This is a genomic window from Clostridium vincentii (assembly GCF_002995745.1).
Taxonomy (GTDB): Bacteria; Bacillota; Clostridia; order Clostridiales; family Clostridiaceae; genus Clostridium; species Clostridium vincentii.
Genome location: NZ_PVXQ01000041.1, coordinates 1 through 25491 on the forward strand (window position 1 = coordinate 1; position 25491 = coordinate 25491).

General features: G+C 30.4%; 26 protein-coding genes and 2 pseudogenes. 7 read left to right on the forward strand and 21 right to left on the reverse strand.

Annotated features, from left to right (window positions below):
* Positions 1-146 precede the first annotated feature (146 nt).
* Positions 147-917, forward strand: a complete 771-nt coding sequence (locus CLVI_RS14405; protein WP_242980729.1) for a 3'-5' exonuclease — start codon at positions 147-149, stop codon at positions 915-917.
* Between the two features lie 68 nt (positions 918-985).
* On the opposite strand, the pseudogene CLVI_RS14410 reads toward CLVI_RS14405, so the two are convergent.
* The 8 genes and pseudogenes from CLVI_RS14410 to CLVI_RS14445 form a co-directional block, all read right to left on the reverse strand.
* A pseudogene (locus tag CLVI_RS14410) lies at positions 986-2011 on the reverse strand (FAD-dependent oxidoreductase); the annotation flags it as partial.
* A 47-nt stretch (positions 2012-2058) separates the two neighbouring features.
* On the reverse strand, positions 2059-3192 hold the full coding sequence (locus CLVI_RS14415; RefSeq protein WP_106060826.1) for a deaminase domain-containing protein: 1134 nt from the start codon (positions 3190-3192) through the stop codon (positions 2059-2061).
* Positions 3193-3257: 65 nt separating this feature from the next.
* Positions 3258-4043, reverse strand: a complete 786-nt coding sequence (locus CLVI_RS14420; RefSeq protein ID WP_106060827.1) for a histidinol-phosphatase HisJ family protein — start codon at positions 4041-4043, stop codon at positions 3258-3260.
* Between the two features lie 199 nt (positions 4044-4242).
* Complete coding sequence (locus CLVI_RS14425) at positions 4243-5931, reverse strand: bifunctional diguanylate cyclase/phosphohydrolase (protein ID WP_106060828.1); 1689 nt, start codon at positions 5929-5931, stop codon at positions 4243-4245.
* 68 nt (positions 5932-5999) lie between these two features.
* On the reverse strand, positions 6000-6125 hold the full coding sequence (locus tag CLVI_RS14430; RefSeq protein WP_106060829.1) for a cyclic lactone autoinducer peptide: 126 nt from the start codon (positions 6123-6125) through the stop codon (positions 6000-6002).
* 2 nt (positions 6126-6127) lie between these two features.
* Positions 6128-6790 (reverse strand): accessory gene regulator ArgB-like protein, encoded by a 663-nt coding sequence (locus tag CLVI_RS14435; RefSeq protein WP_106060830.1) that lies wholly within the window; start codon positions 6788-6790, stop codon positions 6128-6130.
* A gap of 6 nt (positions 6791-6796) precedes the next feature.
* On the reverse strand, positions 6797-7258 hold the full coding sequence (locus CLVI_RS14440; protein ID WP_106060831.1) for a hypothetical protein: 462 nt from the start codon (positions 7256-7258) through the stop codon (positions 6797-6799).
* 64 nt (positions 7259-7322) lie between these two features.
* On the reverse strand, positions 7323-7865 hold the full coding sequence (locus tag CLVI_RS14445) for a DUF5317 family protein (RefSeq protein WP_106060832.1): 543 nt from the start codon (positions 7863-7865) through the stop codon (positions 7323-7325).
* A gap of 349 nt (positions 7866-8214) precedes the next feature.
* On the opposite strand from CLVI_RS14445, the gene CLVI_RS14450 reads away from it, so the two are divergent.
* Complete coding sequence (locus CLVI_RS14450; RefSeq protein ID WP_106060833.1) at positions 8215-8703, forward strand: GNAT family N-acetyltransferase; 489 nt, start codon at positions 8215-8217, stop codon at positions 8701-8703.
* 107 nt (positions 8704-8810) lie between these two features.
* Here CLVI_RS14450 and CLVI_RS14455 read toward each other — a convergent pair whose 3' ends face one another.
* Positions 8811-8993: a hypothetical protein gene (locus CLVI_RS14455; protein ID WP_106060834.1), complete on the reverse strand. Its 183-nt coding sequence runs from the start codon at positions 8991-8993 to the stop codon at positions 8811-8813.
* Positions 8994-9118: 125 nt separating this feature from the next.
* On the opposite strand from CLVI_RS14455, the gene CLVI_RS14460 reads away from it, so the two are divergent.
* Positions 9119-10771, forward strand: coding sequence for a recombinase family protein (locus CLVI_RS14460; protein WP_106060835.1), 1653 nt, complete (start codon positions 9119-9121; stop codon positions 10769-10771).
* A gap of 40 nt (positions 10772-10811) precedes the next feature.
* Here the strand turns inward: CLVI_RS14460 and CLVI_RS14465 are convergent.
* Together CLVI_RS14465 and CLVI_RS14470 are read right to left on the reverse strand one after the other, a co-directional pair.
* A pseudogene (locus CLVI_RS14465) lies at positions 10812-11069 on the reverse strand (FAD-dependent oxidoreductase); the annotation flags it as partial.
* A complete protein-coding gene (locus tag CLVI_RS14470; protein ID WP_106060836.1) occupies positions 11066-12058 on the reverse strand; it encodes a sulfide/dihydroorotate dehydrogenase-like FAD/NAD-binding protein in 993 nt (330 codons plus the stop codon). The pseudogene CLVI_RS14465 and the gene CLVI_RS14470, both read right to left, overlap by 4 nt.
* 146 nt (positions 12059-12204) lie before the next feature.
* Between CLVI_RS14470 and CLVI_RS14475 the strand changes: the two genes are divergently transcribed.
* A complete protein-coding gene (locus CLVI_RS14475) occupies positions 12205-13074 on the forward strand; it encodes a methionyl aminopeptidase (protein WP_106060837.1) in 870 nt (289 codons plus the stop codon).
* Between the two features lie 83 nt (positions 13075-13157).
* On the opposite strand, the gene deoC is transcribed toward CLVI_RS14475, so the two are convergent.
* Both deoC and CLVI_RS14485 read right to left on the reverse strand, forming a co-directional pair.
* The gene (gene deoC / locus CLVI_RS14480; RefSeq protein ID WP_106060838.1) at positions 13158-13823 is read right to left on the reverse strand and encodes a deoxyribose-phosphate aldolase; all 666 of its coding nucleotides are present in this window, start codon (positions 13821-13823) and stop codon (positions 13158-13160) included.
* Between the two features lie 74 nt (positions 13824-13897).
* The gene (locus CLVI_RS14485) at positions 13898-14803 is read right to left on the reverse strand and encodes a D-alanyl-D-alanine carboxypeptidase family protein (RefSeq protein ID WP_106060839.1); all 906 of its coding nucleotides are present in this window, start codon (positions 14801-14803) and stop codon (positions 13898-13900) included.
* A gap of 138 nt (positions 14804-14941) precedes the next feature.
* Here CLVI_RS14485 and CLVI_RS14490 point away from each other — a divergent pair, with 138 nt between their 5' ends.
* The 3 genes from CLVI_RS14490 to CLVI_RS14500 all read left to right on the forward strand — a co-directional run bounded on the left by CLVI_RS14490 (position 14942) and on the right by CLVI_RS14500 (position 17462).
* A complete protein-coding gene (locus CLVI_RS14490; RefSeq protein WP_106060840.1) occupies positions 14942-15511 on the forward strand; it encodes a DUF2953 domain-containing protein in 570 nt (189 codons plus the stop codon).
* On the forward strand, positions 15508-15951 hold the full coding sequence (ytfJ, locus tag CLVI_RS14495) for a GerW family sporulation protein (RefSeq protein WP_106060841.1): 444 nt from the start codon (positions 15508-15510) through the stop codon (positions 15949-15951). The genes CLVI_RS14490 and ytfJ overlap by 4 nt, the downstream gene beginning before the upstream one ends.
* Before the next feature lie 125 nt (positions 15952-16076).
* Complete coding sequence (locus CLVI_RS14500; protein WP_106060842.1) at positions 16077-17462, forward strand: NCS2 family permease; 1386 nt, start codon at positions 16077-16079, stop codon at positions 17460-17462.
* A 125-nt stretch (positions 17463-17587) separates the two neighbouring features.
* On the opposite strand, the gene scpB is transcribed toward CLVI_RS14500, so the two are convergent.
* The 8 genes from scpB to CLVI_RS14540 form a co-directional block, all read right to left on the reverse strand.
* A complete protein-coding gene (scpB, locus tag CLVI_RS14505; RefSeq protein ID WP_106060843.1) occupies positions 17588-18193 on the reverse strand; it encodes an SMC-Scp complex subunit ScpB in 606 nt (201 codons plus the stop codon).
* Positions 18180-18935, reverse strand: coding sequence for a segregation/condensation protein A (locus CLVI_RS14510; protein WP_106060844.1), 756 nt, complete (start codon positions 18933-18935; stop codon positions 18180-18182). The genes scpB and CLVI_RS14510 overlap by 14 nt, the downstream gene beginning before the upstream one ends.
* A 136-nt stretch (positions 18936-19071) precedes the next feature.
* Positions 19072-20340 (reverse strand): D-alanyl-D-alanine carboxypeptidase family protein, encoded by a 1269-nt coding sequence (locus tag CLVI_RS14515; RefSeq protein WP_423237136.1) that lies wholly within the window; start codon positions 20338-20340, stop codon positions 19072-19074.
* A gap of 189 nt (positions 20341-20529) precedes the next feature.
* Positions 20530-21834 carry a pyrimidine-nucleoside phosphorylase gene (locus tag CLVI_RS14520; RefSeq protein WP_106060845.1) on the reverse strand — a complete coding sequence of 435 codons (1305 nt, stop codon included), beginning with the start codon at positions 21832-21834 and terminating at the stop codon, positions 20530-20532.
* Between the two features lie 18 nt (positions 21835-21852).
* On the reverse strand, positions 21853-23022 hold the full coding sequence (locus CLVI_RS14525; protein ID WP_106060846.1) for a phosphopentomutase: 1170 nt from the start codon (positions 23020-23022) through the stop codon (positions 21853-21855).
* A 40-nt stretch (positions 23023-23062) separates the two neighbouring features.
* Positions 23063-23941: a tyrosine-type recombinase/integrase gene (locus CLVI_RS14530; protein WP_106060847.1), complete on the reverse strand. Its 879-nt coding sequence runs from the start codon at positions 23939-23941 to the stop codon at positions 23063-23065.
* A 91-nt stretch (positions 23942-24032) separates the two neighbouring features.
* Complete coding sequence (gene spoIIM, locus CLVI_RS14535; protein ID WP_106060848.1) at positions 24033-24668, reverse strand: stage II sporulation protein M; 636 nt, start codon at positions 24666-24668, stop codon at positions 24033-24035.
* 145 nt (positions 24669-24813) lie between these two features.
* Positions 24814-25332 (reverse strand): NUDIX hydrolase, encoded by a 519-nt coding sequence (locus CLVI_RS14540; RefSeq protein WP_106060849.1) that lies wholly within the window; start codon positions 25330-25332, stop codon positions 24814-24816.
* Positions 25333-25491: the final 159 nt, after the last annotated feature.

Below are 25491 nucleotides of genomic sequence, written 5' to 3' on the forward strand. Positions count from 1 at the left end.
TGCCGCCGACTTCCTTCAGATTCCACCTCACAATGGACACCCTTGTCTTAAGCTAAATGGTTGGCACTATCAGCCTCCATTACGGACTTTCACCGATTAGTGCACGCCCATGCTGGGCGCACTAGCAATAAGAGGTGTTCAAAATTTTGAACACCTCTTACATTGTAAGGAGAAAAACAAAATATGAATTATATGATTTAGAATTTAATCAAAAATTACCTACTAAAGAAATTGAATCTCAGGATACTTCTAGCTTGCCCTTTGAGATTCTTCAAATTGGAGCATTAAAACTTACTGAAAAACTTCAAATAACTTCTACCTTTAATTCTCTAATTAAGCCTACCGTCTATACTACTATCCATCCTTATGTAGAAAGTTTGACTAAAATAAATAAAGATAAAGTTAGCTCTTGTAAAAACTTTGTCTCAGTTTATGAAGATTTTTCAAACTTTATTGGAAAGGACGAACCGGTACTATGTGTTTGGGGAACCGTTGATATTAAGGAGCTTCATAGAAATCTAAAGTTTTACGATTTAGCCACTTCATCAATACCTAAATACTATATTGATATTCAAAAGTATGCTTCAAAATATTTTAAAGTACCAAAAGGTACTAAGATTGGATTAAAGAATGCAATAGAACTTTTAAATATATCAACCAATGGCGAATTCCACGATGCATTAAATGATGCTTATTATACTTCTGAAGTTTTTAAGAAAATTTATGACGATACTATGATACCTACTATATACATGCCTCCCCGTTCTAAAAGAATTACTCAACCTAAAGAAGAAATTGATTTAGTTTCTTTAATTAATCAATTTGAAAAAATGTATAATAGACAAATGTCTCCAGAGGAATCTGATATTATAAAACTTGCCTATGTTATGGGTAAAACGAACCAATTTATAAAATAATATATATAATTGAGATGTAGGGCAAGCATAAAAAAAGATGTCCGTAATGAACACCTTTTTTCTATATACTAACAAAGTTTCTGATCAAATATTCCATTTAAATTAAGCTTACTAATCCTGTTTTCAATTTCTTTTATGTCCATTGTATAAAGTCCAAGTTCCTGCATTCTCTTAAAATATCCAGCACCTGCGAAGGTATATCTATTCCTTCTTCCCTCTCTTGTCTTAGACTTTTCATTTTCATAGGAAATTATATCACCAACAGTAATTGAATTAGGTAATATAAGAAGTGGCATTCCCATGGCAAGTCTTACTGCATTATGTCCAGCAAGTGCTCCAGTACCTATTGCTTCTGTATGCCCAACAAATAAACCACTCTTTTCCCCAGCGCAGAAAAGATTATCTACTCCTATAACTTTCATATCATTAGTTCTAGGGGCAACTGAAAGATATCTTATAGAATTACCTTTACTTCCTGCATAGGGATCAATATATTTGGCATGCTCTAGGCCTTTAATTTTTCTAAGCTTATTTAATGGATAATAGGTTGTCATTAATTTTACATTACCTGTATCTAAAAGTATAAGATTTTCTGCGAATTCCTTAAGGGCATATTGTTGACAAACCTTAGTTCCAAGTTTATCGTAATTAACATCCTCTCGAGGGACTTTAAGAATAACTACACCCTTCTCTTCCAATTCCTTTAAAATTCCATCAGATAAACTCTCCTTTGCTAGCTTACAAGAACCAGACATTGCACCTAATACATCCTCTGCGCCTTCGCCTTGAGTATCTGAGACTCCACATCTTTCACTTATACTTATTCTTGGTCCGAATGATGGGCATCTTAAAATGCACATAGCGCAACCCTTGCCATACCTAAGACAATTTCCCATTGGCCCTGTGGTTCCTGTAGTTTCTATAAATACATCTCCTTCAATATAAGTATCATCTGCTAAGTATATGCCCTTAATTTTATGCGCGCCAAATTCAACATCACGTATCCTACTTTCCATGTGAACGTTTATCCCTAAAGACTCTACAAACTCTTTAACTTCGCTTTCAATTTTATTAACATTATACAAAGTGGCATTTGCGCCCTTTGCTGTATTGCGACATATGAGAACCCTTAGAATGATATTTATTCACCATATTTTTTACTATATTTCACCTGTACTTTTATATTGGGATATTTTTCACAAAACTGACTAATTACAAAGTAGCAACTTGGGCATGGTTCCCATTTACTATACAAAATAAGATTTCCTTCATTCTTCAATATTTTTGATTCTATTTGTTTATGTATTTCTTCAAATATCTTTTTTTCACTATCGTTAACTCTATCATATCCTATACCTAATTTACCCAACTTATTAACTTTACTACTTTTAAAACTTACCTCGTCTGGGGGTGGGGCTATACAATAATTTTCTATATTATTACTACCACTTATTGCTTTAAACTCCTTATTATCATATATGCCTACTGCTATATTTATAGAGTCCTGTAATGCTTTGCTTTGATCTATTTTAAATGTTGTTTTTTCTTTTTCGTCAACTATCATATATTTATCTATATTCTTTATTAAACGTTGCATTCTTGGTGTGTTATTGCTTAGATGTTCATGATACTCTACAGTACCCTTCTTCGCTGGAATATATTGATAATTTAGCTCTTCAGGTATTTCAATAGATATTGTTTTAATCCTAGTTTTGGTATTATATTTCTCTTTTACGCCTTCTTTTCTAATAACAACCATTTTTTTTAATAATTCAATATCCTTTCCATAAAGATAGTCCTTATCTAATTCTTTTTCTAAATTTTCCAATTTCACTTCTTCTTCTTCATTTATCGTTCTAGCTATACGGCTTTTTATTTTTTCTATAGCTTTTATGATATGGTAAACATTATCTTGAAATTTTGGCTCTCGTTCATATTCAATTCTATCTATAATTAGTTTTTTCACTTTGCATATTTCTTTACATAACTTGTTATGTTCATTTTCAAATAATATCATTTTTTCTATATAGTCTATAAAATCTCTAATATCATTTGCCCTATAAGTAATTTCAGCATCCTTGATAACTATATACAACTGGTCTGTTACACTTCTATCCACTTCAAAAATCCTTGATATATCTTCTTTAAAATTTTCTTCATCAAATTCAGTTATCTTATATCCTTCTCTTTTTAATTCATCCTTAAACTCATCTATGTTACTAATTTTTATTCGTTCTTTTTTTCTCTTCTTTAATTGAATAATTCTTTGTGTCATATTCACCTCTTAGCTTTGGAGTCCATGTTAGAAAATCCGGATTAAATTTTCATTAGTAGTAACTACTATAAATCATGAAAAATTGGTTTCATTTTTTCAAATGTACACAATTGTTTGTAGCCTAATTTTTTAAGTTCTTCTTTTACATAGGAAATATTATGCCCAACATATTCTTCTTTATGAGCATCAGATCCTATGGTAATAATAGTTCCACCTAATTCTTGATATAACTTTAATATTTCTTTTGAAGGGGTTAAATCTTTTAACCCATACCTAAAGCTGGATGTATTAATTTCAATTCCTTTTCCATGTGCAATCACGTGGGTTAAAATTTCAGTCACAATATTTTTTATCTTCTCAAACGGATAATTTCCTGCTTTATCATATCTTATAATCATATCCAAATGCCCCAATACGCTATAATCATCATATTTTTTAATACCTTTTAATATTTCTTCATAATATTTTTCGTTATATTCCTGTTGCGTTTTCCCTTTTTGGAAATCTTGTGTCCAAAATTCTTTATTATCTACTTGATGGCAAGAAAAAATAACAAAATCAAACTCATATTGATTAAAATCTTTTTGAAATTCATCAATTGTATGCACTTGTATACCAAATTCAATTCCAAGTTTCAAAGTAATTTGACTCTTATATATTTCCTTACATCTTTTAAACTCTTTTATATAAGCTATATAATCACAATTTAAATCCGTCTTTACTCCATGATCCACATGCTCAGTAAAACATATCTCATCAATTCCTAAGGATATTGCTTTTTTAATTTCATCTTCCATTGCATAAGTAGAATCATCACTGAAACTAGTATGCATATGATAATCTGCCAACATATATGATTCCTCCCTTTTATTTTAGATAAACTTTTATGTAATTATATTATACAACATCTGAATCAATTTTCACTCGATATACATAAAAATCCACGACACAATATTGTGTCGCGGATTTCATGTAGGAGATAAAGAGTACGGACCCTTCATTCCAAATCAGCTATACTTAAACATAGTCCAGTGCAATTCTCAGTTTAATCTAATATTTAATGTTATTTTTATTTTCTTCAATAACTTCGATAAAAGCTTTAGCAATAAAAGGATCAAATTGAGTACCACTACATTTCCTTAACTCTTCAATTGCTTCCTCATGAGTTTTTCTATTTGAATATGGCCTGTTAGATGTCATAGCATCAAAACTATCCACAACTGTAAGAACTCTGGCAAGATAAGGTATATTCTCTCCTTTTAGGTCACCAGGATACCCCTTTCCATCATATCTTTCATGATGATGTAATATTAAAGGGGAAAGCTCTATCAATGATTCAACTGGCTTTATAATTTCAACCCCATATGCAGGATGTTGTTTTAATATCTCCCATTCTTCCTTAGTTAATGGCATTTTTTTATTCAATATTTCTTCCGGAATATTCATTTTTCCAATATCATGCATATAAGCTCCATATATTAGTTTTTTCTTATCTTTTTCACTAAGTTTAAGCTTATCTGTAAGTAATTTGCTGTAAACAACTACTCTTTCAACATGCCCATATGTATATCTATCTTTAGCATTAATAACACTTATCAAAGTTTTTATAGAAGTGATACGGTCTATATGTTCATCTTCTATGTCTTCTTTCAAATCATCAAGTATAGAATAATAAGCTTCAACTCTATTTTTATTAAAGAATTTAGCTCTATAAAGAGCATCATCTGCACACTTTATAAGTTCAACCTCATTCTTAGCCTTATCAGGAAAAACAGATATTCCTATTGAAGCAGTTAGCTTTTTTTTAGGCTGATTCTCTTCACCATCAAAATATGTATCTTCAATTTTAATTCTTATGTTTTCTGCTATTCGAATCGCATTTTGTTCTGATGTATCAGGCAATATAATAGTGAATTCATCTCCACCATATCTAGCTACAACATCACCTTCCCTTACATTGTTCTTTAAAAGCGATCCTATAATTTTTAGTACCTCATCCCCCTTTTGATGTCCATACAAATCATTATAATTTTTGAAGTGATCTATATCTATAAAAACCAAAGAAATAGATTTGTTATCCTTTTCATATGATATTAATTTCTCTCTTAGGACGTCATAAAAAAATCTATGGTTATACACCTCAGTAAGACCATCTTGATTTACCATGCTTTCGAGCTTCCTGATATGTTCATCCTCAGTTTTTACATAAAACCCAATGGTCCATGCTGTAAGTATAAAAACACCAGCCAATATCAAATCTTTTTCAAAATATAAATTCTCACCCGAACTAGGCCCGTACACTAAAGCTATTGTTAATATAATAGCAGAAGAAAAAAAAGCAATATTCATTCCTTGCTTCATACCTGATTGAATGGTGGCTGTTATTATAATAAATAAAAATAAAAATTTATAGTCACTCTTTTCAGCCTCAGTAATAAGTACAATACCGAAGAATATTAAAATAAACAAAAAGTTTTCAGCTAACTGAATTAGTGCAATATATTTTTCAGGTACTTTCTTAGTTGTTGAAAATGCCCATAAAGCATAAATCAATGCTAGAACAAATACTGGAACTATAAATACATTCATTATTATTATATAATTCGAATTATCCACAGTAAGTTTATAAAAATCAGCAATAAAGTTAAAAAATATCATACCTGAGAATAACAGAGACATTAATTTTACTACTGATACAATATCATTTGTTTGTTTTCGTTTATCATAAACTACATTCATACTTTCACAACCTTATATTGATCTAAAAGTAGAGGGGCCTATAAAACCTCCCCTCCCTTAGTCTTATTTTATTCTTCCCTTAAACATTTTGGTTCTTCTGGTTGATAAAAGAAGATAGCACATGCTGATGAAGCCACCATAGCAGCTAATGCAGTTGCAACAGTAGCAATCAAGGCTAATAGTCTTTTTTTCATTTTTATTTCCCTCCCTTTTTAATTTTTAAGACCTCAGTTAAAAACACATCTATTTTATTCATTGTATTATGACCTAGCGTAGTTAAAGTGAAAATTTGCCAAGCTACGCCTCCATATATACAAAGAGAATAAACCATAAATCTTTCATCTCCTAGAGAGATATAGATAAAAATATTAATTATAATAATTACCATGTAACCACTTAAAACAAAAATAGCTCCTTTTTTCATCCTTATCTTTTTTTCTTTTGTTCTTATTGGTTTTGCTGGGCTGTCTACCGGAACTAGTTTATAAATGAAATAATAAGCCAATGTAAAAATTCCTATTCCAAAGAATAATAATAAACTAGGAGTAATTACAGGACCAATTAGAAATAAAAACAGAATAGCTTGTCCTATACAAATAATAGTTCCTATGGTTGTACATCTCCCTGGCGAAGTTGCATGAATACCACCAGAATATTTTCTTAGTAAACTTCCCGTAAAACAGACTATAAGTGCTTCTATTATGACATGAAAGATCATACCAAAAATTATAATTAGAATTATAGATAGGAATATATTAATTATAGCGAATAATCCATAAGCTATTACCTCTTTATTATCATTATCAAGATTTAATTCTGCTGCAATTTCACCAGCAATATTATTAGTTAATTTCTCCATATAAATTTACTTCAACTCTTTTCTTTTCAGTAATATCATATAATAAGGTACTACAATACATCCAACTAGGAACAATGATGGCATGAAATATATTAATTTGCTAATAGGATCACTTAAAATATAATTCAAATCTTTTTTCAGTATAAACTGAATTAAAAAAACATTTACTCCTTCAGAAATAAACTCAATAAGCATTATCATAATACCTGCTTTAATGGATTGAACGATATCAAATTTATTTATGATTACAGATAATGCGATAAATATAATTAGATTTAATATAAACACTGACCCATTATTAATTGGCAGTAATCTAAGCAGATATAGAATAACAGAAAATAGTAAAGTGGATAACAAATATCTTTTAACTTTAATTTTATTTTTTGTAATTGCATGAGCTGCCATAAAAAATATTAAGCCCTCAGGAATTCCTCTTAGTATAATCTCCAATAATGATATTTCTAACATATATTTCTCTTCTCCTTAGTAAAATTTAATTTTTCAAACCACTATAAATTGTATCCTCAGAAACTTAACCTTTAATTTTATTAATGCTTTTAATTGTATTGAAAATAATTACAAAAGTAAAAATTCTTATAAACACATCCCCAACACTTAAAATACTATATCCTATATCAATAATATCAGTTAGAAATTTCAACTTAGTTGCTCCACTTCCTAAGATATGTATATCATTAATTTTTGTAAATGTATCAGGCTTTAAATAACCAGTTAAGTATGACAAGGTTGGGAAAACAGGCATTTTACCATTGTTAGCTGAAATCGCTATCATATTTAATAATGTTCCAAAAATAATTGCTGTGGATCCGATAATTGCACTTAAATATTGTTTATATTTAATAATTACAATAAAAAACGAACAAATATAAGCGGATTCTAATATACCAGTATACTTTATGAGATAATAATTCCCAAAGAATGCTTCTATATTTAAGAATAGATATAAAGATATAAATACTAATACAGGATATATCCCCCAATATTTAAACAGTGGTTTTAGCTTGTACCCTTTTATTTTTGCTACTATCATAGCTATGAGTATTGTTTCTATCATTATACAGCCCTCAATTTTATATAAATTACTAATTATACCAATTATAAATTTGCCATTTTCGTGTTGTATAGGTATATTATACTATTATTATTCATTAAATACTATTGTTTCTAATATTCTGACAATATATAATTTAAAATAAAACTACATATACTTTTATTTTTATTTTCCCCCTCGACTTTATGGTTTAATTGTAGCATTCTGTAATTAAGAGATAAACCAACTCAGAATTTCTAAAAGCAACCTGTAATTGCTTTATAATTGTGTGATATACTCATTTTTATAAGAGTTCTTACACTTATAATAATTATTACGAAGATTTATATTTTTTTGCGAAAGGAAGGTTATAATGGAGATTTCAATTAGACAAGTCTCTATAGATGATTTAGATTCAATAACAAAAGTAGAATCAGTCTGTTTTCCAATTGCAGAAGCAGCTACGAGAGAATCATTGGAACAACGTATCAACACATTTTCAAGAAGCTTTTTCTTAGCAGAAACAGATGGAAAAATCATTGGATTTATTAATGGTTGTAGTATCAATGGAACTGTTATCTATGATGAACTCTATAAAGATTGCAGGCTACATATTCCAGATGGATATTACCAAACTATTTTTGGCCTTGATGTAATATCCGATTATCGTAATCAAGGGATTGCAGCCCAGTTAATGAATTATATGATAGAAGCATCAAAATTATCAGGTCGCAAAGGTGTTATCCTTACTTGTAAAGACAAACTTATTCACTATTATACAAAGTTTGGCTTTGTAAATAAAGGTATATCTAAATCAGTACATGGTGGTGCTGAATGGTATGATATGGTTTTAGATTTATAAATTATTGTGATTAAATATAGTTTTATACCCTGCTATATCACAAAATAGCAGGGTATAAAATTCCAAATTAAATCTAAAGTACTCCACTCCTTTATTTTCTCCATTCTTTATCTCCTATCACTTAATAGTTTTTTGCTAACTTCTTTCTCTAGTCCCCTAATTGATTCATTAGATAAAATATCCAATAGAAACTTTATAACTTCATCTACAATGAGATTATTTAAATTTTTCTCCTCGTCTAAAGACATAGGTAGTATCGTAACTTTATACCTAGATTTACCAGCCTCCATGACCCCTCCTGATATAGTGATATAATATTATATGCTTCTTCTTTATATATATATATTTGTTATGCTGTTTTGACTTTTTATTCTATTAATATATAATAATGGTAACTATCTTTAGAGGTGATGTTATGAAATCAATAGAAGAAAAACTTAAAGTTGCCATATACAGCAGAAAATCAGTTTTTACTGGAAAAGGTGAAAGCATTGAAAACCAAATTGAGATGTGTAAAGATTACTACTGTAAAATGTATGGGACAGAGGATGAATTTGTAATTTATGAAGATGAAGGTTTTTCTGGTGGAAACATCAATAGGCCGAAGTTTCAGGAATTGCTTAAGGATATTGTTTCAAATAAATTCAATTCTTTAATTTGTTATAGGCTTGATAGAATATCTAGAAATGTAGCTGATTTCTCAAAAACCTTAGAGTTACTCCAAAATCACAACGTTTCATTTATATCTATACGAGAACAATTTGATACTTCAACACCAATTGGGCGTGCCATGGTATATGTCTCATCAGTATTTGCTCAACTTGAGCGTGAAACAATCGCTGAGAGAATAAGAGATAATATGCTAGAGCTATCTAAAACAGGACGATGGCTCGGTGGACAAACCCCCTTAGGATTTGATAGTGAAAGAATTGTCTATATAGATGAAGAGTTTAAAGAAAGAAGTCTGAGTAAACTCATCCCAATTGATTCGGAACTGAAAATTGTTAATTTCATTTTTTCAAAGTATTTATCTAAGGGATCTATCCATATGGTCTTAAAAGAGCTTCTATCAACAAGTGCAAAAGGTAAAAACGGAGGGGAATTTGCATCTATGTCTGTTGATGATATTTTAAGAAATCCTGTGTATGTTCAATCTGATGAAATAATTAAAGAATTCTATGTTACTAAAGGAATTACATTTTGTGGACAACCTAATGGAAATGGAATAATGCTGTATAACAAAAGATCTTCTAAAAATAAGTATAGGGATATTTCAGAGTGGATTGGATCAGTTGGAAAACATGAAGGGGTTATTTCCTCTTCAGATTGGATTAAAGTACAAGAAAATCTTGACAAGAACTCAAAAAAAACAAACCCACGGCAAGGAACATCAAAAAGAGCTCTTTTAACTGGGGTGTTGAAATGTGCTAAATGTGGATCTCCTATGCGGGTTAGTTATGGTAGAGTCAAACCTGATGGAACTAAAAATCATTATTACATTTGTAATATGAAAGCACATAGTTGCGGTTCAAGGTGTAATAATCCCAATGCTAACGGCACCATTATGGATAATGATGTTATAGCTGCCCTTATGAACTATAATGAAGAAATTCTTCTTAAGAAGTTCAAAGAACAAGCTGCATCATATAAAGATATTTCTATAGAAAATAGTATTGAAAATATGGACAACACTATAAGTAATCTTAAAATCAAGGCTGATAACCTAATCTCTCAATTATCTAAAACTTCTAATTCCACTACCCAAAATTTACTATTAGGTAAAATTGATGTTATTAGTAATGAGATTGATGCACTAAAACTACAACATGCTGATATCTATAATAACAAAAGAGAATCTTCAATTAATTTGGAGAACATTAAAATTGTTATAGACTCTTTCTCTAATTTTATAAAACTTTGTACATCCATTAAAAATCTTGAATCTATTGACGATGAAAATATTAGAATTGCTCTTAGAACTTTAATTGATAGAATTGTTAATAAAATTACTTATGACGGAGTGACTAATGAGGTTTCTATTGATATTTGGGGTATTAAAAAAAACTAAGGTTGATATTATTGGGGGATTATCGCAATACCATAAATCATGCATTTTTATGCCCAGGGAAACTTATATCTCTATGAGTTGACACCCTATCTGTAATTTTAATCAGATCCCCTGCCCCAAGAACCATTAGTTCTTCAGATGCAGTGTATCTTCCATTATTTCTCATAATACCACCAACATTACCAAGCCCTAATAACAAATCAGTTTTTTCATATAAATGAACCTCTGCTCCTGCTTTTTTTGCACTAACAGCTGCAGCAACTCCTGACCATCCACCACCAACAATAATAACCTTCATATTAATCTTCTCCCTTCAAAAATGCTTCTTGGTTCTCCTTGTAATTTGCAAAATCTCTTCACTCTATGACCTGAGAATCTAGCAGTACAAGTTCCGCATACTCCTTCGCCACAACACATTTTGAAATTATTACAACAGGATAACAATATATCGCCTCTATCTAGCTCATCTAAATATTCAATAACACTATAAGTTAAAATATCTGCACCAGCTAAATGTATTAACTTTATATTTTTATCCTTTATTAAATTTTTAATTATAAGCCTTCCCTCATCTGATAATTTTCCTTTCTCAATAAGATGGGTTTGTCTTGGGATTATTCCAAACTCTTCTACATATTCTTTAGCAAAATTATTTTTAAATGGGCTTGTATCAATATATAAATCTACTTCATTTTTATTTGATACAAGCTTTCTTATAACAGGCATCATTGGTGCCAAACCAATACCATTTGCTAAAACCAAACAATTCCCTTCCTTTTGATTTAAAATATTATCACGTCCAAATATTCCATTCCAATACGGACCTCTAATAACAATTACCCCTCCTGCTTTTATATCCTTTAGCTTTTTTGTCTTAACTCCTCTAACTTCTATAACTAAAGTAATTATATTATTTTCAATATCAGAATTCATTATTGAAATTGGAACGTCAAAAAAATGATTTTTGTCAGTTCTTATGAATATATAACTACCCGGTTTAACTAAATCTAAGGCTAACTTATGAGGGATATTAAATTTTATCATTATTAGATTCTCTTCTATAAGTTCTGATGATATTACCTTGCAAGTTGTTGCCTTTCTGCCTGGCTTAGCCTTCATACCATTATCGTGGAACTCTTGATATATGCACACCCCATTCCAATTTACGCAATCACAAAAACATTTACCCTGAAGTTGTGAACATAATATACATTCCCCTGATTCAGCTAGCTTACAAGGGCAATATTCTGTTCCAGAATCTATACAGTCCGCTTTTTCTTTAACCATTAAGCACTCCTTATAAAGAATTTATTCCTCATAATCAAGGTATTTTTATAATCTTAAATTGTTACAAATTATAAATTAATAGGATTTCCTATTCTTGAGTAAAAGTTATATACTATATATAGCTAGTTAATAAAGGAGAGATACGAATGAATCTTAACAGAAATGAACTTTGTTGGTGTGGAAGTGAAAAGAAATATAAAAAATGCCACTTAGAGTTTGATGAAAAAATAATGTCTTATAAGAAAAAAGGTTGTATTGTTCCATCAAGGGACATTATTAAAAATGCTGAACAAATAGAGGGAATTAGAGAAAGTGCTAGAATTAATACTGCTGTTCTAGATTTAGTAGCTAAAAATATTAAAGCTGGTATGTCAACAGAAGAAATAGACGTTTTAGTACACGACTTTACTGTATCTCAAGGTGCTATACCTGCACCTCTTAACTTTGAAGGTTTTCCAAAGAGTTGTTGTACATCAATTAATGATGAAATATGTCATGGTATTCCTGATAAAAATGTCATCATTAAAGATGGAGATATCATAAATGTGGATGTATCTACAATTCACAAAGGCTATTTTTCAGATGCCTCAAGAATGTTTATGATTGGTGACGTCCATGAAGATTTAAAGAAACTTGTTAGAGTATCTAAAGAATGTCTAGATTTAGGTCTTGAAGCTGTTAAGCCTTGGGGCTTTTTAGGTGACATAGGTGAGGCTGTTCAAACGCATGCAGAATCTAATGGATATTCTGTTGTACGTGACTTCGGAGGACATGGGGTAGGGTTACAATTCCATGAAGATCCTTTTGTAGCTCATGTTGGCAAAAAAGGAACTGATATGATTTTAGTTCCTGGTATGATTTTTACAATTGAGCCAATGATTAATATGGGTAAACCTGATTTATTTGTTGATGAAGCAAATGATTGGACTGCACTTACTGATGATGGATCAGCCTCTGCACAATGGGAATATACAATCCTTGTTACTGAAACAGGGACTGAAATTTTAACTAACTAACCCAAAATAGATGGGGACAATATACTTTGTCCTCATCTATTTTTATATACTTTTCTATCTTTAAATATTTTAAAAAAACTTCTTTAGTATCCCATTACTTTCTCATTTTTAATAATCTTAACAACAGAACTAGTTCCAAGTCTAGATGCTCCTATGTTAATAAATAATTCAGCTGTTTCTAAATCACGAACTCCACCAGCTGCTTTTATTTTTACATTAGGTCCAACATGTTTTTTCATTAATTCAAGGTCTTCCTTTGTAGCTCCTCCAGTTCCAAAACCAGTTGAAGTTTTAATGTAATCAGCTCCAGCACGGGTCACAACTTCACACATCTTAATTTTTTCTTCTTCTGATAAAAAACAAGTTTCAATTATAACCTTTAAAATTTTAGAACCGCAAACTTTTCTAATATCTCTAATTTCATCTTCAACTAAATCAAATCTATTTTCCTTAACATATCCTAAGTTGATTACCATATCTATTTCATCTGCGCCATTTTTAATAGCATCCTGGGTTTCAAAAATCTTTGTAGATTTAGTTATATATCCGTTAGGGAACCCTATAACTGTGCATAAAGTTAACCTATCACCTACATATTCCTTAGCTCTTTCTACATATGAAGGTGGAATACACACTGAAGCTGTTTTAAATTTAATTCCATCATCACACAAACCTTTTATTTCCTCGAAAGTGCAGGTTTGACTAAGTAAAGTATGGTCTACTGTATTTAATATTTTCTTTTTATCCATTTGTACTCTCCTTTAAGTTTTCTTAAAATCAGAGTACCAAATTTTTCTACATAAAGCAAACCATGATATTTAGACTATATTTTCACTTCAAATTGTTCCTCATCCTTACAAAAGCTATCATCCTCTTCCACTAGGTTTATAGGTTCTCTTTTAATTGTATTGAACGTCATAATATCTTCTATATGTTTATATATTTTTTCAGTTTCATCCCATCTACCAGGACAATCTAAAACTACTATTATTATATCTTTTCCATTACGATTTATAGATGAAACTAAACATTTTCCAGCCTGGCCTGTATATCCTGTCTTTACACCATTAGCTCCCTCTATCTTCCAAAGTATTTTATTTATATTGTTATAATCTCTAGTGAATTTATATACTTCTTTTTTTATCTCCTTTGTACCAACTACTTCTCTAAACTGATCATACTCCATACCTTTAGCTGTTAATAACGCTAAATCATATGCGGATGAATAATGCTGTGAAGAATCTAATCCATGAGGAGATTCAAAATGTGAATCTAATAGGCCTAAGCTTCTTGCATAATGATTCATTATTCCTGCAAATCCCTCAACAGAACCTCCTATACCTTCTGCTAAAGCGATAGCTGCATCATTTCCAGATTTATATAGAAGACCGTATAGTAGTTCTTTTATTGCAATTTCTTCTCCTGCCTTATATCCTACCTTAGAACCTCTAACGGAAGAAGCATTTTTACCTATGGTAAAAGTTTTATCAAGGTCCCCTCTTTCAATAGTTATAAGGGCTGTCAATATTTTAGTTGTACTAGCCATTGGTACAATATCATATCCATTCTGCTCAAATAGCACCTCCTTAGTTGACCTATCTAAAGCAAGTGCATTATGAGCATTTACCTTGAAGACCTTTTCTCTTGCAGATATTTCTATAATGCTAAAATTTAATAACATCATTATAGTAATAATATAAACAACTATTTTTTTAATGATATTTTTCATTTAATTCACCTCTAAAAATTTACTGTAAGCTTAGTTTGTCTTTTCTTCTATTAATTAATTCTTTATCCTTTAAAGATTTTTAGTTTATTTTAGGGATAAAAGGCAATACTAAGTATATTATCTTGTAGGAGGTATTATATGAAATTATTTCTTGTTATACTCTTCTTTATTATTTTTGTTCCTATTCCTATTAAACTTAGTTTTTTTATTTCTAGGGAGAATTATTATTTAAAACTTTATAGATTTTATATTTCAAAAAAGCAAAAAAATAAAAATAGAACTAATTCAAATATAGAAATTAAAAAGCCCCCTAAAATTAAAACAAATGAAAAGCCTTCCTTAATTAAAGGTTTATCAGTAAAAACTGTTATAAAAATAATTAAATTATTTAATAACAGTAAATTTAAACCAACACTAAGGCTGAATGGATATTTTTCTTACTCCTTAGGGGATGCAGCTAATACAGCAATTTTTTATGGAGTGCTATCTACTTATTTCCCTTTATTATTATTTGCTCTAAATGTCATCTTCAAGACTAAAAAGTTTAACCTTCCCATAAATCCTGTGTTTAAAGATGAATTTATAGCTGAAACAAAGATTACTAGTATAATAATGTTATCTTTAGCACAAATTACTTATATGATTATTTTATTAATTAAAACTATCACTATTTTAAAGGAGGCGAAGCTCGAAAGAGCGGATATATGAATGAACATCCAGTTGAAAATTTAATGAGAAGTACAATGGAAAATTTGAAAGACATGGTGGATGTAAATACTGTTGTTGGTAATGCCATAGAGACTAAAGATGGAAGTTACATAATTCCTATTTCAAAAGTCTGCTTTGGTTTTGCATCAGGCGGAAGCGAATTTTTTAACAAGACTAAAACAGAAGATTCTTTATCTAAATATCCATTTGGAGGCGGCTCAGGTGCAGGTGTATCTGTAAAACCTGTTGCTTTTCTAGTTGTTCGTGAAAATGTTGTACGGCTACTTCCTCTTGATCAGGATAATACCTATGATAGAATTGTAGATACAGTACCTCAAGTTATTGACATGATAAAAGATATATTTAAAAAATCTGATGAAAAAAGTACCAAGGGAAAATTTGATTCCACTACTTTTTCTTCCAATTTAAATGACATTTAGTTTAATAACAGCAGAAATAATTTAATTTCTGCTGTTTTATTAATTATATTTAACTGAAAAAGTTTTACATCCAAGTAATATTGAATTATAATCTTACTATACATAAGTAAGGAGGAACATTTTTTATGGAAAAATTTTTTAAACTTAAAGAAAATGGTACAACTGTAAAAACAGAATTATTTGCAGGATTAACCACTTTCTTAACCATGGCATATATACTTTTCGTTAACCCAATAATTCTAGCTCAAGCTGGTATGGATAAGGGTGCAGTATTTATTGCCACTATTTTAGCCGCAGCCATTGGAACATTTATAATGGGTTTTGTAGCTAATGTACCTTTTGCACAAGCACCTGGAATGGGCTTAAATGCATTTTTCACATTTACTGTAGTACTTGGTTTAGGATTCACTTGGAATCAAGCCCTTGCTATGGTATTTATTTGCGGTATTATTAATATTCTTATTACTGTGACAAAAATTAGACAAATGATAATTAAAGCAATACCTGAATCTCTTCAATATGCAATTTCTGCTGGAATAGGTTTATTTATTGCTTATATTGGATTAAAGCAAGGCCATTTCTTAAGCTTTACTGGAGAAAATGGGATTGCTGCTGGAGCTTCAACTATCTTTAGTGATGTTATACCTGCATTAACAAACTTCAAAAATCCTATTACTTTAGTTGCTCTTATTGGATTAATTGTTACTATTATATTACTTGTAAGAAAAGTTAATGGAGCAATCCTTATTGGAATTGTAGTAACTACTTTAGTAGCTTTACCTTTTGGTGTTACTTCATTGCCTGATTTTAGTACCATGTCTTTTGCAATTCCAAGCTTAGAACCAACTTTATTTAAATTAGACTTGATAGGATTATTTACAGATCCATCTAAAATCCTTATCGTAGTTGCTACCATATTCGCTTTTTCTTTAGCTGATACCTTTGATACAATAGGAACTTTCCTAGGAACAGGTAGAAAGTCAGGAATATTCGATAAGAAAGATGAAGAAAAATTCGAAGATGGAATATACTTTGATTCTAAATTAGAGAGAGCATTATTTGCTGATGCTACTGCTACATCTATTGGTGCATTACTTGGTACAAGTAATACTACAACATATGTAGAAAGTGCAACTGGTATTAGTGCAGGTGGTAGAACTGGACTAACTTCAGTTACTGTTGGAGTCTTGTTTTTACTTTCAATATTTATAGCTCCATTTATAGGTATAGTTCCCGCAGCAGCTACAGCTCCTGCATTGATAATTGTTGGGATACTTATGATGGAATCAATTGGAAAGATTAATTGGTCAGACCTAGAAATAGCTGTTCCTTCTTTCTTTATTGTTGCTTTAATGCCTTTGTCTTATGGAATTTCTAATGGTATAGCAGTTGGATTCTTTTTCTACTGTGTTACAAAGGTATTCAAAGGCAAAGCTAATGAAGTTCATCCTATAATGTATATAGTTACTCTTCTATTTCTAGTGAATTTTATAGTAACTGCGTTACTATAAAATTATAATAAATCAAATAAAAAAAATAACAGACCAAAAATGCGAGCATATTGATTTGTTATCTTTTTGATTGTCCCTAAAGGAGCCACTTAAAATTATTTTAAGTGGCTCCTTTTTTAATTTAATTATTCTTCATGAAATTCAATTTCTACTTTCTCGTTTAGTTCTTCTTCAACAGCAAAAAGATCTAAGGAAGGTAATTCTTTTAAATCATGTACTCCAAATTGTCTTAAGAATTCTTCGGTAGTACTATACAGTATAGGTCTTCCTGGCACATCTAGTCTTCCAACTTCTTTAATGAGTTCTTTATCCATAAGCCTAGATATTGCACTATCTGATTTAACTCCTCTTATTTCATCTATATCTATCCTAGTTATAGGTTGTTTATATGCAACTATGGCTAAGCTTTCTAATGAAGCTTGAGATAATGATTGTCTTTTATTTTTCTTTAAAAGTTTTTGTATATAATCGCTATATTCATTCTTAGTAACTAATTGATACTCTCCATTAATTCTAATTAGTTTTATGCCTCTATCTTTATCTTGGTAATCTTCTATAAGTCTGTCTAATACTTTTTCTAAGTGCTTTGGACTATCATCTACATAAAGAGCTAAGGCTTTCAAACTTAAAGGTTCTCCACTAACAAATAGTAGTGCTTCAATTATGCCTTTTTGTGTACTATCTTTTGATACCTCTTTAACCTTAAAGTCTCCTTCTTTAAACACATTCATCTTCTTCACCCAATCTCTCAATAATTATATTACCAAAGTTTGAACTTTGATACACCTTAATAATTCTTTGCTTAATCATTTCTAATAAAGCTAAAAAGGTAACAACACACTCCATTTTACATTCACACTCTAAAATAAGTTCATCAAATTGAGTAACCTTGTCCTTCTTTAGTCTTTCAGTTAAATATTTAAATTTATCCTCAACTTTATATCTATCCAGATAAATTTTTTTTTGAATTACATTTGTTTTATTTTGTTTGTTTTTGTGAATTTCTAATATATCATTATATATTTGGAACAAATCTAAAAGAGTAACATTTTTCAATATATCATCATTATCTGCCATAGATTTAATTTCTTCTATTATTTCTGGTTTCTTCGTAAATATATTTCCACCTTCAACATATCTTTCTCTAAAAAATCCAGTAGACTCTTTAATTTCTTTATAAATTACCAGCTTTTCTAGAAGTTTTCTTTCAATATCCTCTTCATCAATTTTTACTTCTTTTTCTTTTGGGAGTAGACTCTTTGATTTTATTTCTATAAGTGTAGCCGCAACCACAATAAATTCTGCTGTAATATCTAAGTCCATTTCCTTCATCTGATCTAAATAATTTAAATATTGACTAGTAACTTTGAGTATTTCTACATTGTATATATCCATTTTATTTTTCTTTATTAAATGTAATAATAAATCAAAGGGTCCTTCGAAATTATCAATTTTAATATTCGGTAATTTCATAATTCATCCCCCTTTATACAAATAATTTATAATATATACCTTATATTATAATACAAATTATATATACTTTATACTATAATTTTTAACGTTAAAAAACACAACAAATGAGAATACTCATTTATTGCGCTTTTCTTAATTATTGAAATAAACTTTTTATACTATATTTGATGTTCTCCAATATTCCGCCCTTCTCTATATCTCTGTCAGAATAAATTTGAACTTCTCCAACTATTTCATCATTTAAATATATTTCACACTTACCAACTATTTCTGCCTCTTTATACTCTGATTTATCTTCATTTATTACAATCTTTTTAACAAATTCTCCATCACTACCTTTAGGTATTACTACTTCTAAATCTTCAAGAGCTTTTGCTACAAAAAATCTATCTGTTTTTTCTCCCATATATACTTCTTCTACAGCCTCATCTTTTGAAAGTAACTTCTTACCTTGAAATTTTGAAAAACCATGATTCATAAGAATACCTGCATCTCTATTTCTAGTCTTATATGTTGGTGCTCCCATAATTACAGTTAGCATCCTTACTCCATCTCTCTTTGCGGTAGCAGAAATACAATATTTTGCATCATTAGTAAATCCAGTCTTTAATCCATCACAACCTGCAAAGAATCTTACAAGCTTATTATGATTAACTAATTCAATTGGTGACTTTCTACCTTCTGAAATAGTTTCCATATAAATTGCAGAATATTTTAAAATTATTGGATGTTTCAAAAGTTCTTGAGACATAATTGCTATATCCCGAGCCGTTGATAAATGTCCTTCTGCAGGAAGTCCATTACAATTTATGAAATTAGTATTTTTCATTCCAAGTTCTTCTGCTCTCTTATTCATAAGTACAGCAAAATCATCTTCAGTACCCCCTATATATTCTGCGATTGCAACTGCAGCATCATTACCTGATGCAATTGCAACACCCTTTATTAGCTCCTCTAAGGTTCTTATTTCTCCAGTATCAAGTAGCATAGTACTTCCACCCATATTTTTTGCATTCTCACTACAAGTTACCTTATCTTCTAAACTGATTTTACCGCTATCTACAGCCTCCATTGCTATTAACATGGTCATTATTTTTGTAACTGAAGCTGGTGCAAATTTTTCATCAATGTTTTTTTCATAAATAATTTTACCTGAAATAGGCTCCATAAGCAAAGCAGATTTTGCTTCAATATTGCTCATACTACCTTTTTCCTCTGACACCTCGGCTTTAGTTTCTTGTTCTTCATCATCCTCTTCTTCGGTTGCCTTCTCTTCTGACTTTTCATTTTGATCTTGTTTTGTATCATCTTCTACGGCTAGTGCAATAGTTTGAAACGGAAGCATTAAGAATGATAAGATCAGCAGTAAGCTTAAGGATAAAATTTTAATATATTTTTTATTCATTTATTTTCCTCCTTTTAATAATAGTTAAGTCTCCCAATTTAGTTCCTTTATTTATTTAAGAACTTATGTAAGTATGACTTCCTTTAACTATTATCTCCATTTAGAAAAAAAATATCACATTTTGTCGTTTTTTCACGAAATAAAAAGTAGCTATCACAAATAATAGCTACTATAAGACTTAACCTTTGATTACTTTATAACACCATATATTATAGGAATCTTTTCTTCATAGGAATTCGAAATAATAATTTCATTAAGAAGATTTTCTGCTGCCAAATTTCCTTTCTCTTCATTATTTGCATAAACAATAGCCAAGATTTCTTCTTTATTAACTTTATCTCCTCTTTTTCTGTTAAAAATTATTCCAACACATAAGTCAATAGAACTTTCCTGAGTTTCTCTACCTGCTCCAAGTTGCATAGCAATTATTCCAACTGCCTCTGCATGTATCTTTGAAATAACACCAGCCTTTTTAGCTTTAACTTCAATTTTATATTTAGCCTTAGGAAAAAGCTCTGTATTATCTATATAACTTACATCTCCACCTTGAGCTTTAACAAAAGACCTTAGTTTCTCTAGAGCACTTCCGTCCTTTATTACTTGAAGTAATAACTTTCTACCCTCTTCTTCATTTTCAACTTTCTTACCAAGTATAAGCATATTGCTTCCAAGTGTTAAAACTAATTCCATTAAATCTTTTGGTCCATTTCCCTTTAATGTATTTATAGCTTCAATTACTTCTAATGAATTACCAATAGCAAAACCTAATGGCTGATCCATATCTGAAATTACAGCAACAGTATCTCTACCTACATTTTTCCCTATACTCACCATTTCCTCAGCTAAAGCCTTCGCATCTTCAAAGGTCTTCATAAAAGCTCCATCTCCAACCTTAACATCTAAAACTATGGCATCTGCTCCTGATGCAATCTTTTTACTCATAATACTTGAAGCAATTAAAGACATATTATCAACTGTAGCTGTAACATCCCTTAATGCATACAATTTTTTATCAGCAGGAACTAACTTGCCTGTTTGGGCAGCTAAAGCTATTCCTATTTCATTAACATTTTTAATAAATTGTTTCTCTGAAAGATCTACTGAGAAGCCTTTAAAGGCTTCTAGTTTATCAATAGTGCCTCCAGTATGACCAAGCCCTCTACCAGACATTTTAGCCACAGGAACGCCACAAGCTGCTACCATTGGAGCCAGAACTAATGAAACCGAGTCACCAACTCCTCCAGTGGAATGTTTATCAACTTTAACACCATTTATTTTATTTAGATTTAATTGATCTCCTGACCTCACCATGGCCATGGTTAAATCTGAAGTTTCTCTTTTATTCATCTTTTGAAAAAATATAGCCATTAATAAAGCTGAAGCTTGATAATCTTGGATTCCCCCCTTAGTGTACCCTTCCACAAAAAAATTAATTTCTGCTGTCTTAAGTTCTTCCCCTCTTCTCTTTTTCAAGATGATATCATACATTCTCATATTTTTCTTCCTCCTATCCTAAAGAATAATATTCTTAAAGGATTCACCTGTTAATTTATTTTCAATCTCCAAGTAATCTAATATACTCTTTCCTATATCAGCAAATGAATTTCTTGTACCTATTTCTGCTCCATTCTTAATCTTAGCGCCATATACCAATATGGGTATGTACTCTCTTGAGTGATCTGTGCTAACTGTAGTAGGATCACATCCGTGATCAGCTGTCAAAATTAACAGGTCATCCTCTTTAATCTTGCTATATATTTCCCCTAATCTATTATCAAAAGCTTCTATTGCTTCTCCATAACCCTTAGGATCATTCCTATGTCCATAAAGCATATCAAAGTCAACTAAATTTGTGAATATTAGGCCTTCATGGATATTATCCATATAATCTAAAGTTTTGTCTACTCCATCCATGTTTCCCTTCGTAGATGTAGAATGAGTTATTCCTTTTCCATTGTAAATATCTTTTATTTTCCCAACTCCAGCTACATTTTTGCCGGCCTCTTTTATATACTCCAGCATAGTTTTTTCAAAGGGGTCTAATGCATAATCATGCCTATTAGTTGTTCTTTTAAAATTGGGAGCTTTCCCTACAAAAGGTCTCGCGATTACTCGTCCAACACATCTTTCCCCAACTAACATCTCTCTTGCAACCTGGCACATTTTATATAGTCTATCCAGATTAATTACGTCCTCATGAGCAGCTATTTGAAATACACTATCTGCTGAAGTATATATTATAGGAAATCCAGTTTTTACATGTTCTTCTCCAAGCTCATCAAGTATTTCAGTACCTGACGCTACCTTATTACCAAGTATGCCAGAAATTCCGCACTTTTCCTTAAACTCTTCAATTATCTCATCCGAAAACCCATTAGGATAAGTATTCAAAGGTTTTTCTAATATAACTCCCCCTATTTCCCAATGACCTGTAACAGTATCCTTACCAATGGATTTCTCTACAGCCCTTCCATAGGCTCCTATTACATTATTTTCTTTTCCAACTTTATTTATCCCCTCTATATTCCCAAGTCCCAATAACTTAAGTTTTGGTATCATTAAACCACCTACACTGGTCCAAATATTATCTAAAGTATGACTACCCCTATCTCCAAACCTTTCTGCATCTGGCAATTCTCCTACACCTAAACTATCTAAAACAATAAGTATTACTCTTTTCATAAGTCTCAGCTCCTTCTCTTTTGTGTAAAATTTTCTATATTTACGCCCTTGGATGTGACTTTTTATAAATTACACTTATCTTATCACTGTTCATAATCTCATAATAGGTATCCATATAGGTTAGCACTTGATTCCCTAGTAATTTTTGTACGGCCCTAACATTAGCTCCATTTTGTAGCATATGCACAGCAAATGAATGTCTAAATGTATTTAAATTAACATCCTTATTTATTCCGGCTCGCTGAGCATATTCTTTAACTATTCTCCAAATCCCTTGTCGTGTTAGTTTATGCCCGTTTAAGTTAACAAAAAGATTTGGAACTCCCATCTCTGCAACTTGATCTCTTATACATAAATAATCTTCAATAGCATGGCAAGCACTTCTTCCTATAGGTATCAACCTTTCAAAATGTTTATTATCCGAACATTTAACAAATGATAATTCAAGATTAACATCTTCAACATTAACACCTATTAGCTCTGTTACCTTCATTCCGGTTGCATACATAAGTTCAAGTAGTGCATTATCCCTAATACCCTTAGGTCCATCTTTATTTATAGACCTAATAAGTATATCTACTTCTTGTATAGTTAAAATTTGAGGCAATTTCTTTGCAGTTCCACTACTTTTATAAGTAATTTTAGGTATATCAGTTACTAACGATTTCCCCTTTAAGAATCCGTAAAAACTTCTTACACTAATAACTATTCTATTTATTGATCTCTCTGATTTTCCTAGAGTTAAAAGATGTTGGATATAAGCCATTACTGCTACATTATCTGAACTATACAAATTCATTTCTTTTTTATCTAAGAATTTAGTATATAAATTCACGTCAGTAACATAGGCATAAACTGTATTATCACTCTTATCATTTTGGAGCAAATAGCTCTTATAATCATTTATAATTTCTATCATTACCTTCTCCTACACCATTATTATAATTATATTATTCGACATAATCGGCTTCATTCCTTCTATTTACTCTTCATAAAGTAATTTCATAATTTCACATATAAACATTAGTTACTATAAACTTAATTAAACTTGGACATATATATGTTTCCACTATTATACCAACAATAAACAGAGCAGCTATTATAATAAGTTCATTCCCGATTGCTTTTGAATAAAATCCAGTTTTCGGAACATTTTTTCTAGCAAATTTAAACTTAAACCTTGAATTACATATTTTTAGTGAAAACATACTCAAAACTATAAAACACGGTATATAAATTATATTTTGAGGAACTGTTGATGCTAAAGCTAGCCCAATGCCTTTCCCTTCGAAGGTTGTTAATAAAAAAGCAAATGTATATCCTAAACTAAATCCCTTTATCAGATCAATTATCAATATTATAGGTGATCCAAAAAAAGTAAAGCTTAGAAGTATAATTGGAATAATTAAAAAAAGAATTTTCTTTACCACATCAAACAATAATACTCCATAGTCAACTGGTCTATCTTCTACTCCATTAACAAATGTAGTAAAATAGTTAGCTAAGTCTTGTTTATCCCCTAAATTCATATACTTTACCGTATAGGCACCTATAACAATCCCCACACAAAATAGTAGTAATACAATTATATAATAAAGCTTATTTTCTCTGAAGGTTTCATTTATTTTGCGAATAAAATTTTTCATCTCTTTCTCCTCCTACTGTTACTCTAAATAATAATATGATTACTAACTTTATTTTATGCATATCACTTAAGCTAAAATATGTGAAATGATAAAAAAGGAAGCTCTAAGTAAATTTTTCCTTAAGCTTCCAAAATACTATACTATGTTAAATATACATTAGTGATGATATTGTCTTCGCATCAATTATTTCTCCTGATTTTATCATAGCTTCTACTTCTTGAATTTTATATTTAGTAACTTCTATAAATTCATCCTCATCTCCGCCCTTTATTCCTTTGAACAATTCAGATGCTTTGTATATATGTATTATTTCATCTGTAAATCCTGCTCCAGTAGCTATAGTTCCAAGATACTCTATTTTCCCTGCTTTATACCCTGTCTCTTCCTCCAATTCTCTATGTGCGCACTCTAATGGAATTTCTCCTTTTTCTAATTTTCCTGCTGGAATTTCTAGCATGGTCTTATTTAAAGCTATTCTAAACTGTTCAACTAATAATATTGTCTCTTTATCTATAAAGGCTAATATAGCTACTGCACCTGGATGACGAACTACATCTCGCCTCCCCACATTTCCATCTGGTAGCTTAACCTTAAGATTTTCTATGACTAAAAAATCTCCTTTATATACTTCCTTTGTTTCAATAATCATTTCTGTAAAATCCATTCTTACCCCTCCCGATTCCTACTAATAATTTATTAATCGAGTAGGAGCTAAATAATTATTTTATTTAGCGTCCTCTCACACCACCGTGCATACCGTTCGGTACACGGCGGTTCATTAGAAATTAATGTATCTTTTGATATTTGCTTGTTAGGCTAACGA